Raw genomic sequence first — 11,588 nt, 5'->3', positions numbered from 1 at the left:
TAATTTAAGAAGTTGGTTGCGGGAGCCGGATTTGAACCGACGACCTTCGGGTTATGAGCCCGACGAGCTACCAGGCTGCTCCATCCCGCGCCTGTATGTTTAGAGTCCCAGAAGCCGGATTTAAACCGACGACCTTCGACTTCAGGTATTAGCGAGTCCGACGAATGATTTATCATTCTGCTCCATCCCGCGCCTGTAATCTCTTAGTAACATGAGCATGTTAACGACGCCCTGTTTCAAAGAGAGCGCTATCATATAGCAATAAGATTAGAAATCAAGGGTTATAGTGATAAATTTAACTCAAACGAACAAAAAGCACACAAAACAAAGCTAAAATGCACGCTGATGAGGACTAATCATTTTTTGCCATTCCCAATCCGGGTGACCCATCACAATAAAATCAGGATTTTCAGTGCTTTCTCGTTGATTGTAAGTTAACGGGTTAAATTCAGCATCTGTAATGCAACCACCGGCTTCTTCTACAATCACTTGTGACGCGCCGGTATCCCACTCACCTGTTGGCCCGATACGTAAAAAGCAATCCGCTTTACCTTCAGCGATAATACACGCTTTTAATGAACATGAGCCTAATGCCACTGTCGCAAACTGAGTATTTAGATACTGGCTGACCGCTTCAATTTTTTGTCTGCGGCTTACAGCTAAGGTTAAATTATCGGGTGTTGCTACCGAAATTTGCTGATCTTGGCCATTTTCACGTTTAAACGCGCCATTTTGATAACTTGCAAAATAAGTCACTTGTTTCGCTGGCCAATGAATAACACCCAGCACTGGGCGATTATTTTCAACTAATGCGATATTAACTGCAAAATCACCGCTTTCCAGAATAAACTCCCCAGTACCATCCATAGGATCAAGCAGCCAATAACGGTGCCAATCTTTTCTGTCTGCCAGCGCTGGAATGGGTGTTTCTTCTGACATAATTGGAATATCAGGGGCTAGGGTCTTCAAACCTGCCATTAATACGTCATTTGATGCTAAGTCAGCCTTGGTGACCGGAGTATGATCTGACTTTTGCTCAGCACCAATATCATCCTGCTGATAAATGGCCATAATGGCATCGCCTGCTTGCTCAGCTAACCGAATACACGGTTCTAAAAAATCATTCATTGCCCGCTCCCGACTCTAAGTACTTTGTTAATAATAGCAAAGCTGCGACACTTCGTGCTTCAGTAAAGTCTTCTTGTTGCAATAATGATTGCCAATCAGTTATTGGCCATTTAACAACGACAAGCGGTTCAGGCTCATCACCAGGTAAGGTTTCAGTGTAGAGATCTTCAGCATACAAAATATGCATAGTGGCATTAAAGTAACTTGGCGCCATGCTAACTTTTTTAAGTTCAGCGAAATGTTTAGCACCAAAGCCAACTTCTTCTTTCAGCTCACGGTCTGCAGCTTGCTGAGGTGTTTCGCCTGGGTCAATTAAGCCCTTAGGAAAGCCCAACTGATAATCATTGGTACCTGCACAATATTCTCGCACTAATAACAGTTCGTTATCGGCCGTTACTGGCACGATCATAACAGCCCCCCTACCACCGCCACGAATTCTTTCGTATTGCCTTTGCTCATCATTTGAGAACTTCAATTCGAGCGATTCAACAGTAAATAGTCGACTTTTAGCGACAACTTCATTAGACAAAATTTGCGGTGGTGTAGGATGCTTTTTCTGTGTCATTGGCATTAATTTGCTATCATGGCAGTTATGCTCATCATAAATCTTTTAAAGTGAATTGCCTATGTTAAATTGGTCAAAAATCGATACTGTGTTGTTAGATATGGATGGCACCTTACTCGATTTGCATTTTGATAATTATTTCTGGCTTACTGTTATTCCCGAGCAATATGCACGTAAACATAAAATCAGTTTAGACGCAGCAAAAGCTGACATTTTGCACCGTTATCAACAAGTTCACGGACAAATTAATTGGTACTGTTTAGATTATTGGCAACAGCAACTTGATTTACCAATTATGGCGCTAAAACGTGAGATTCAACATTTAATCAGAATTCGTGAAGATGTTCCGCCTTTCTTAACTGAACTGAGAAAAGCAGGCAAGCAATTGATCATGCTTACTAACGCGCACCCAGATTGTGCCATGTTAAAGTTTGAACATACTGCTATCGATAATTACTTAGACGGGGTGATCTCAACTCACCAATATGGCGTGAGTAAAGAGCATCAACCATTATGGCAACAAGTCCACCAAGAATGGCAGTTTGATAAGGAACGGACTTTATTTGTGGACGACAGCCCTGCCGTACTAGATGCGGCAAAAGAGTTTGGTATCGGCCATATACTTGCGGTTGCCAACCCTGATAGTCAGCAACCGCATAAGCAATTTGATGGCTTTTTATCGACCATCGATTTTCGCGAGTTTATCCCCGTTAAATAATTACTTCGGGTAACGCTGCTCTAAGCCTTGGTATACAAGTTTTGCAAAATCTGCATGCTCTGTATCGAGGCTTTTTACCACTTCAACTAAGTGCTCGTTATCTTCTTGGCCATTCCACACTTTGATATAACTACCGTCTTTGTAGCCATGATCTTGGCGGAAGAAGTTCAAGGTATTTTTACCAACGTAGCCACGGTATAAATCATCGATATCCATACCAATTTGCGCCATACAACCTGCAAATGCAGCGGCATTAAAACTCTTTTCAGCAACAGCTGATGCGGCTAATAATTCGAGTGTTTGTTTAAAATCATCGGCTTGAACTGGTGCACTTAACTCAGCTTCAAGTTGCGCAGCCAACTGCTCATAGCTGGTTTCACCATCAATACGTAAAGATAAACCAAAATGGAAAATATCAACTAACTCTAAAATAACTTGTTCTGTATCTGGGGTTTGTTTTTTCCACCACTTCCAACCGTAGTGATCAAGCATTTCAGCACACTCAACCCAAATTGCACGATACCATTCAAAACCTTGGCTAAACCATTGCTCATGAACTTTGGTATTCATCGCATTTTGCATTTCGAGCATAACAACGAGTTTTTGTAAATTAGCAGACATTCTTTATCCCAACTTGCATTTTTTATTTGCCTATATACTACAGTTAAATTTGAGTTTGATGTAGGTAAAGATGAAATAAATCCCGCAACAATCAGGTCATCTTTGCAGTTGATAAAAATAACCGAGGAAGCCCATGTTTAAATCCCTATTCATTAGTGTACTGTTTGTACTATCAAGCCACGTTATCGCTGCAACTGCGACCAATATTGCCGAGTCAGCAGAGCAAGTTAGTCCGTTATTACCTGGCTTAACGGTGCCAAATGTTGAATTGAAAGACCAATACGGTAAAACCGTCTCGCTCGCTGAGCGCTTTAAAGAGAAAACCACTGTGCTGATTGTTTATCGTGGTGGCTGGTGTCCATATTGTTCAAAGCAATTGGCCAGCGTGCAAAAAATTGAGAAAGAATTAGCAAATTTAAACGCGCAATTAATTGCCGTTTCACCAGATAGCCCTGAAAAACTCGCTGAAACAAAAATTACAGCTCCTAGCTATCAATTGCTTTCTGACGACAGCCTCACTTTGGCGCAAACGTTAGGTCTAGCGTTTTACTTAGATGACAAAACAGCAAAGATTTACCGCAATAAGCTTGGGGTTAACTTTGTCTCGTTAGAGGGTGAAGCGAAAGTAGCACTGCCAGTACCCGCAGTATTCGTGATAGATACAAATGGGTTAGTTCATTTTCAATACGCCAACCCAAATTACAAAGTCCGCTTAACAGAAGATTTATTACTAGCCGCTGTTAAATCAGTTAGCGAGCAATAATTTAGTAATCGATAAGCAGACCATGCGTCTGCTTATCGGCCTTGTGTAAATTCTTGCCAAGATTCAATTAAATCAACAAAGTCTTCAAAACCACAGCCACTGCACAGGCCTTCTTCTTCAAGCATTAAATCATCATCTTGGTAGGCAACTAAGTCTTCGTTGTCTTGATGTAATGCATGAGCTTCGAATAGCGCTTCGTCTTTACTTAAGATCAAATCAATTTCTTGACCCTGTAAGGTTAAAGGCTCATGACTGCTCTTAACCGCAGAGATCAACGCTTGCACCATCGCGATTTTTTCTTTGCCGACTTCTTCATTTAGCCAACGGCCAATAACTGCATGCTCAGAGGAGATTTTAATGCGTAAACCGCTAATAGGATCGCGGATAAATTGATATTCCATGGAGGGTACTCATAATACGTTATCTGCTAATTATACCGTTTGCAGCTAAACGTGGCGAGTTTTGTAGCTTTAAAGCAGCACGAGCGCCAACGTGGCGCTCGTGTTTATGCTATTTAAAATAGCTAGACTCTCGATTTGAAACGCGCAGCATCAATAATCGCCCATAGGTATACGATTGGCAGTAAAATAAAGCCAACTGCAACATAAATTAGTGCACCACTAATAACCCATGCTAAAAAGAATGCAATAGCCGCCATTAAACGACCTTGTACCAATTGTCCTAAACCAGGAAAAAAGATATTACATATTGCTGCGATTACATTACCGCCAGAACCTTGCTCTGCCATACTAACCTCTGTAGTTTTTAATGATTATACTTTTAGTAAACACACTTTATGCCAACTTATTATGGCTTACAAATCAAAGCGTTAAAAAGTTACGTTATTTTGATTTTAGTTTTTTTTGCTAAAAATCGGTCAAATTCACAATTTTTATACTTCAATTTTAATGACTTGCCCAAATAGCTGTTTATAAAAACAGTATTTTATTTAGCCTTGCATAAACACCTGTTATACTCCACCCATTATAGATTGAAAAGGCGTAACGATGGACGTTTCTGAATTACTCGATGGCTTAAATGACAAACAACGGGATGCAGTCGCAGCCCCATTGCAAAATATGCTAGTACTTGCAGGTGCAGGTTCTGGTAAAACTCGAGTACTTGTTCATCGCATCGCATGGCTCATGCAAGTTGAGCAAGCTTCTGCATACAGCATCTTTGCGGTAACCTTCACTAACAAAGCCGCGAAAGAAATGCGCACTCGTGTAGAAGAAACCTTAAAAGCACCGGTTGGTGGTATGTGGATTGGTACTTTCCACGGCTTATCTCATCGTATTCTGCGCGCCCATCACCGTGAAGCGAACTTGCCTGAAAGCTTTCAAATTTTAGATTCTGACGATCAACAACGTATGATCAAACGCTTACTTAAAGCGATGAACATCGATGATAAAAAGTGGCCAGCAAAACAATTTGGTTGGTATATCAGCGCGAAAAAAGATGAAGGTCTGCGACCTAAAGACATTCAAGCCTACGATATTAATGAGCAAATGATGCTGAAAGTCTATGCTGCATATCAAGAGGCTTGTGACCGTGCAGGTTTAGTCGACTTTGCAGAAATACTGCTGCGCTGCTACGAAGTACTTAAAAACCACCCAACACTTTTACGTCATTATCAACAGCGTTTTGCCCATATGCTGGTCGACGAGTTCCAGGATACTAATACTATTCAGTATGCCTGGTTAAAATTACTCGCAGGTGACACTAACAGTATTATGATCGTAGGTGATGATGACCAAAGTATCTATGGCTGGCGTGGCGCAAAAATTGAGAATATCAAACGCTTTTTAACTGACTTCGAAGCCGAAACCATTCGCCTTGAACAAAATTACCGTTCAACGGCAACAATCTTGAAAGCATCAAATGCGCTGATCAAAAACAATGCTGAACGCATGGGTAAAAGCCTGTGGACAGACGGCAATGATGGTGAGCCTATTTCTGTTTACGCTGCGTTTAATGAGTTAGACGAAGCGCGCTTTGTCAGCAGCAAACTACGTAGCTGGCTAAATGCAGGTAATGCATTACAAGATGCCGCCATTTTATACCGTAACAATGCGCAATCTCGTGTACTCGAGGAAGCGATGCTACAAGAAGGTTTAAAATACCGTATTTACGGCGGTATGCGCTTCTTCGAGCGCCAAGAGATCAAAGATGCACTTTCGTATTTACGTTTAGTGGGTAACCGTCAAGATGATGCTGCTTTCGAGCGCGTTATTAACACCCCTGCTCGCGGCATTGGTGATAAAACACTAAGCCACATTCGTGATTGCGCGCGCAATGAGTCATTGCCACTTTGGTATGCCGCAAAAGCTATTATCGAGCAGCAGCACTTATCTGGCCGTGCAGCGAGTGCCGTCACTAAATTCTTAGAGCTTGTTGAGCATATCGAAGATAAGATCAGCGATCTCACCTTAGAAGAGCAAGCGAAATACGCCATTCAAAGCTCGGGGTTAATGGCAATGTATCAAGCTGAAAAAGGTGAAAAAGGCCGTGCCCGCGTAGAAAACTTAGAAGAGCTAATTAGTGCTTGTGGTCAATATGAACTCCCAGAAGATGAAGAGTTCAGCTCACCACTACAGGGCTTTTTGGCTTATACCTCACTAGAATCTGGCGAAGGTCAAGCTGACGAGCACGAAGACGCGGTGCAAATGATGACTCTGCACTCAGCAAAAGGCCTAGAATTCCCACTGGTATTTATGGTTGGTGTTGAAGAGGGCATGTTCCCATCACAACAAAGTAATGAAGAGTCTGGTCGTTTAGAAGAAGAACGTCGCCTCTGCTATGTTGGTATGACTCGCGCAATGGAAAAACTATACATTAGCCATGCAGAAAGTCGCCGTTTATACGGACAAGAAAAATACCACAGCCCATCACGCTTTTTACGCGAAATGCCTGAAGACTGTATCGAAGAAATTCGTATTAAAACACAGGTTTCAAGACCACCTGCGGCAGGTCGTTTTAGTCCGTCAGTAACACATGCCGCATTTGAAGATAGCGGCTTTAACTTAGGGCAACGCGTATTACACGCTAAGTTCGGTGCAGGAACCGTACTCAATTACGAAGGTAGCGGCGCACAGTCACGTATTCAAGTGAACTTTGATGACCTAGGCAGCAAATGGCTTGTAACACAGTATGCAAGACTTCAAGCCTTATAATGAGTATATAACAGCACTGTGTAATGAGCTGGTGATTGCAAAGCATCGCCAGCTTGTCTTTGTGCAAGGCAGCGAAACTTGGTGCTATCAGTTTGCAAACCAATTAGCGCTTAAAAATACCTATGTTTTCAGTAGCAACTCATTATTAGCAAATAGTGAGTTTCCAAAACATGCTCACCAAATTCTTGGTCAAGAGTTTCATCACGCAATTTTTGATGGTTTTAGCGGTTTATATGCCGATAAACTAGCCGCGCTTGCAGGTACCGTAAAAGCAGGCGGTGTACTGATATTATTGCTGCCCGATGACGATAAGTGGCAAGACCCAGCACTCACAAGTATCACCTCTTATGGCGAAGAGGTTAAACACAGCTTTTTTAATCAGCGCTTTTTCGCCAAGCTAAAATTGCAGCCACATTATTTTACTGAGCACTCGCTTCCTAGTTACCAATCAATTTCGCCAGCAAATGCTGAGATAAATTATCAGCAACAACAAGCATGTGTAGAGCAAATTATTAAAACCGCGACAGGGCGCGCTAATCGTCCTTTCGTGATCAGTGCAGACCGAGGTCGTGGTAAGTCAGCTGCTTTAGGGCTTGCAGCAGCATGTCTTCAAGATAAAAAAATCCTTATTTGTGCCACCCAAGCCAAAGCCGTACAAACAAGCTTTAAACATTTAGCCGCTGAGCTTGGTGTTAGCAAAGAGCAAAACTGTAAGCAGCTAGCTAACCTTAGCTATATTGCGCCAGATACACTGCTAAACGAAAAACCTGATTGCGATCTGTTATTTGTCGACGAAGCAGCAGCGATTCCGGTTCCTATGCTATTGCAGATCCTAAAAAGTTATCCACGGATCGTATTTGCCAGCACTATGGTTGGTTATGAAGGAAATGGGCGTGGTTACACGTTACGTTTTTTACATTACTTACGTAGCCAATATAAATCGCTAAAGGCAGTTACTCTGGATGAACCTATTCGTTTTGCTAAACGTGACCCCCTCGAAAATAGCCTACGCGAACTATTACTACTCGATGCAAAGTACCTAGAAGCGCAAAGTGGTAATTCTTACCAATTTGAAAGCATAAGCAAAGAGCAACTCATTAATGATGAGCAGCTGCTTAGCCAAATTATGGCGCTATTGGCGTTAGCTCATTATCAAACTACGGTAAACGACTTACGCCAATTGCTTGATGCCCCAGAGTTACAACTATCGATCTGCAAACAAGAAAGTACATTAAAAGCCGTTTGCTTAATTGCTATTGAGGGTGGCTTAACACCAGAAATCGCAGAGCAGGTTATAAGAGGAAAGCGTCGGCCACATGGTCATTTAATGGCGCAAACTCTGACTCAATTGAGCCGAAATACAGAAGACTTGTGTAAACACTCAGCGAGAGTCGTGAGAATAGCTGTTGCACCTGAATGTCATCAACAAGGTATTGGCTCAGCCCTGTTAAACTACTGCGAAAGCCAATTAAATAATTGCAGTTATTTTGGTGCCAGCTTTGGCGCCAATGCAGCGTTAGTTAAGTTTTGGCAAAGTAATGGCTTTAATGTTGTTAAGCTTGGATTTAGTCATGACAAAGCAACGGCTGAACATGCTGCTTTAGTGATTAAAGCGTTAGATAAGCAAACTTCAGATAGCGCAGAACTCTTTATAGAGGAGTTTAAGCAAGACCTGTCTTTGCAACTCCTTGGTCACTTTAGCTCGCTTCCTTGGCAGCTTATTGCAGAGCTATTCAAAAGCTTACCAAAAAGTGACTATTCTCCTGCCTTAGATGCAAGAGCTGAGCGACTGTTAATTGGTGATATTAACCTCTTCCAAGTGCAGCCATTGCTATGGCAAATGATTTGGAGCACACCAATTAGTCTAAATTTATTAGATGAACATACAAAATTCATCCTTATTCGACTAGTATTACAGCAAACCTCTGTAAATAGCTTAATCGATGAAGCCGGTTTTACAGGTAAAAAAGACTTAGACTCACAGTTCAAAACCGCAGTGCAAGGTTGGTATGCTCACTATAAATCACTTCAAAATCACAGCCATTAAGTGTTTATGTATTTATACCTTGCTGCTATCTCAGATAGCTTTAGCTGAACACGCACAGCCTACCATTAAACTAGGCATGTCCACTGCACTCACAGGACCGGCAAAGCAAATAGGCGAACAACTGGCGCTTGGCAGTAATATTTACTTTAATAAAATCAACAAAGAAAACGGTATTAATGGGCAAAGTATCGATCTGATATTAGCTGATGATGGCTACGAGCCAAAAAATACCGTAGTGAATACCCGCGAGTTTTTATTTGATCGAAAGATCCATGCAATTTTTGGCTCTATGGGCACACCAACAGCTCATGCAATTAAACCTTTACTGGATAGGCACCGCATTCCTTTTCTAATGCCATTTACAGGCGCTGATTTTTTACATAACAGCTCAATGCCAAATGTATTTAATCTTCGAGCGAGCTACCAAGATGAAGCCATAGAGCAGATTAATTATTTCGTGAAAGAGCGTAAGCATGAAAAAATTGGCTTGATGATCCAAGCCGATGAGTTTGGCTATATGGTAGAAAACAACCTTGTTAATGCGTTAAAAATACATGGTATTAAACCTGTAGAAGTCGCTCGGTTTAAGCGCAATAGTGATGATATTTCAAAAGCTTTAGCGCTTCTAAAAGAAAGTAAAGCAACCGCAATTTGTTTAGTCGGCACTTACGAGCCTCTCGCTGAATTCATTAATGCAGCAAACAAACAAAGCTTCAACCCAGATTATACTTCGGTGTCTTTCGTTTCGAGCCATGATTTATATCAGCGAGTTAAACAGCCCGCCAACATTATGGTCACTGAAGTGGTTCCCGACCCTAATAACTGTAAAAACCCTTGGTGTAAGCAGTTTATTGAAGATATCGAGCCTTATCACACGAGTGCAAATAGAATTATATTTGAAGGTTATTTGAATGCCGTTGCCTTGGTTAGCGCTGCCCAAAAATGCCCAACGCCACTAAACAATCAATGTCTGCTGACCGAGCTAAATCATCTCTTTACTGACACATCAGATTTCGCTGATCTATTTAACACTCACACTGCGGGAAATAACAAAAAAATCTACCGCTCATATTTTAAAAGTAATTAGGTTAAACTACGACTAAATTACAATAATGTTCTATGCTATAGAGACTTAACAAGGCTTTGAGGGAAATATGGATCTGATTAATTTTCGAGTTGGCCAAAAGACCATTTCACTAAAAATTCTCGATATTCTTCTAACTGAGCGTTACGAAGGAAATTTAACGTCGTTGCCAAATGAAAATAAAAGCTTCATTGGGGTTAAAGATTATATGGAAACCCCAACGCCTATCTTTGATTTAGGAATTGTATTAAACAATCACTCAACCAAAGAGACCAATAGCGAATTATCTGACCTTTTAGTCGAAAGAGAAAAAGACCATTTAGATTGGCTAGATGCCTTAGAAAATAGCCTAGTAACAGGTGCACCTTTTACAAAAGCCACAGATCCAGACAAATGCGCTTTTGGTCGCTGGTATAACAATTTTGAAACCGATAACGAAGACTTACAAAGTATCTTAGCCAAGTTTGATAAGCCACACCGTGAATTACATGCCATGGCCGGTGAATTATTAGAATTACAAAAGAGCCAACCTCACGACAAAGTAATCAGCTTATTTGCAGAGAAAAAGCGCCAAACATTCAACCAACTTATTAGACTGTTTGAATCGGCACGTGAGCAGATCATTCTTGATTATAAGCCTATCATCATCTTCACCACAAAAGATGGCGTAACACCTCATATAGGCCTTCTAGTCGACAAAGTAGAAGACAACATCAACGTGAAGAAAGAAGATATCAAACCATTAGACCAACTTACCTCTGTGGGTTTTGATGTTGATCCGCAAACTAAAAACATGATGCGCGGACTAATCAAAATGAAGCATAAACACAGCTTATTATTAGACCCAAGCGCCATTTTCCGCCCTGAGCACCTCATGCGCCACGAAGCAGAAGAAACCGAAGAGTATGGGCTTTTTTAGTCGCTAGTTAGCGAGTTAGAAAGAGTAAAGTTAGCGAGGGGAAAGTTTTGAGGTCTGGCGTAGGTTGGGTAGAGCGAAGCGAAACCCAACACAGAGCTATCAGCTTTCAGCCGTCAGCGATCAGCCGCGCGGTGTGGGTGTCTGGTGCTGCGTCTTCCTCTGCTCTAGGTTTTAGGTTCTAGGCTCTAGGCTCTAGGTAAAGTGTACTTGTAGGAATGGCTTTAGCCGCGAATGTGTTTGTTAAGGTCTGGATTCGGCACTGAAGTACCTCCTACTGGGTTTTGTTGCTGAGGGTGACTCTGTACTAAACAAACCAACAGTTCAACTTTACCCTTGCTAACTAACAACTCGCTAACTATTTAGCCATGAATGTGTTTGTTATAGTCTAGATTCGGCACTGAATTGCCTCCTACGCGGGGTTGTTGGTGAGGGTGACTCTGTACTAAACAACACCACAGTTCAACTTTACCCTTGCTAACTAGCAACTCGCTAACTGACGTTGGGTTTCGCTGCGCTCTAACCAACCTACCTGGCTGATGTCTGATAGCTTAAACGCAAAAAAGCCCGACT

General features: G+C 41.7%; 11 protein-coding genes and 1 tRNA gene. 6 read left to right on the top strand and 6 right to left on the bottom strand.

All coding sequences use genetic code 11. The annotated features are described in order from the left end of the window. Positions 1 to 13: 13 nt before the first annotated feature. From CWC28_RS19830 to nudE, 3 genes are all read right to left on the bottom strand, one after another. Positions 14 to 90: transfer RNA gene (locus CWC28_RS19830), tRNA-Met, on the bottom strand. A 240-nt stretch (positions 91 to 330) separates the two neighbouring features. After that, positions 331 to 1,128: a 3'(2'),5'-bisphosphate nucleotidase CysQ gene (gene cysQ / locus CWC28_RS19825; RefSeq protein WP_054563939.1), complete on the bottom strand. Its 798-nt coding sequence runs from the start codon at positions 1,126 to 1,128 to the stop codon at positions 331 to 333. After that, on the bottom strand, positions 1,121 to 1,693 hold the full coding sequence (gene nudE, locus CWC28_RS19820) for an ADP compounds hydrolase NudE (RefSeq protein ID WP_171038326.1): 573 nt from the start codon (positions 1,691 to 1,693) through the stop codon (positions 1,121 to 1,123). The genes cysQ and nudE overlap by 8 nt, the downstream gene beginning before the upstream one ends. 61 nt (positions 1,694 to 1,754) lie before the next feature. Here nudE and yrfG point away from each other — a divergent pair, with 61 nt between their 5' ends. Then, entirely contained in the window at positions 1,755 to 2,411 is a 657-nt protein-coding gene (gene yrfG, locus CWC28_RS19815) for a GMP/IMP nucleotidase (RefSeq protein WP_063701496.1), read from the top strand. Here the strand turns inward: yrfG and CWC28_RS19810 are convergent, their stop codons facing one another. After that, positions 2,412 to 3,032 (bottom strand): dUTP diphosphatase, encoded by a 621-nt coding sequence (locus CWC28_RS19810; protein ID WP_055199370.1) that lies wholly within the window; start codon positions 3,030 to 3,032, stop codon positions 2,412 to 2,414. A 133-nt stretch (positions 3,033 to 3,165) separates the two neighbouring features. Between CWC28_RS19810 and CWC28_RS19805 the strand changes: the two genes are divergently transcribed. Next, positions 3,166 to 3,795, top strand: a complete 630-nt coding sequence (locus CWC28_RS19805) for a peroxiredoxin-like family protein (RefSeq protein WP_063701494.1) — start codon at positions 3,166 to 3,168, stop codon at positions 3,793 to 3,795. 32 nt (positions 3,796 to 3,827) lie between these two features. Here CWC28_RS19805 and CWC28_RS19800 read toward each other — a convergent pair whose 3' ends face one another. Together CWC28_RS19800 and CWC28_RS19795 are read right to left on the bottom strand one after the other, a co-directional pair. After that, complete coding sequence (locus CWC28_RS19800) at positions 3,828 to 4,196, bottom strand: YacL family protein (RefSeq protein WP_063701492.1); 369 nt, start codon at positions 4,194 to 4,196, stop codon at positions 3,828 to 3,830. 122 nt (positions 4,197 to 4,318) lie between these two features. Beyond that, the gene (locus CWC28_RS19795) at positions 4,319 to 4,543 is read right to left on the bottom strand and encodes a hypothetical protein (protein WP_063701490.1); all 225 of its coding nucleotides are present in this window, start codon (positions 4,541 to 4,543) and stop codon (positions 4,319 to 4,321) included. A 259-nt stretch (positions 4,544 to 4,802) separates the two neighbouring features. Between CWC28_RS19795 and uvrD the strand changes: the two genes are divergently transcribed. The 4 genes from uvrD (at position 4,803) to CWC28_RS19775 (ending at position 11,018) form a co-directional block, all read left to right on the top strand. After that, the gene (uvrD, locus tag CWC28_RS19790) at positions 4,803 to 6,968 is read left to right on the top strand and encodes a DNA helicase II (RefSeq protein ID WP_063701489.1); all 2,166 of its coding nucleotides are present in this window, start codon (positions 4,803 to 4,805) and stop codon (positions 6,966 to 6,968) included. After that, positions 6,946 to 9,015, top strand: a complete 2,070-nt coding sequence (locus CWC28_RS19785; protein ID WP_138625641.1) for a GNAT family N-acetyltransferase — start codon at positions 6,946 to 6,948, stop codon at positions 9,013 to 9,015. Before uvrD ends, CWC28_RS19785 begins: the two co-directional genes overlap by 23 nt. Beyond that, complete coding sequence (locus CWC28_RS19780; RefSeq protein ID WP_105175101.1) at positions 8,978 to 10,102, top strand: ABC transporter substrate-binding protein; 1,125 nt, start codon at positions 8,978 to 8,980, stop codon at positions 10,100 to 10,102. The genes CWC28_RS19785 and CWC28_RS19780 overlap by 38 nt, the downstream gene beginning before the upstream one ends. A 67-nt stretch (positions 10,103 to 10,169) precedes the next feature. Continuing rightward, the gene (locus CWC28_RS19775; protein ID WP_063701484.1) at positions 10,170 to 11,018 is read left to right on the top strand and encodes a CZB domain-containing protein; all 849 of its coding nucleotides are present in this window, start codon (positions 10,170 to 10,172) and stop codon (positions 11,016 to 11,018) included. Positions 11,019 to 11,588 lie beyond the last annotated feature (570 nt).

The sequence above is a fragment of the Pseudoalteromonas sp. S4492 genome (assembly GCF_005886115.1).
Classification (GTDB): Bacteria; Pseudomonadota; Gammaproteobacteria; order Enterobacterales; family Alteromonadaceae; genus Pseudoalteromonas; species Pseudoalteromonas gelatinilytica.
This window is presented reverse-complemented; position numbering and strand designations above follow the sequence as displayed.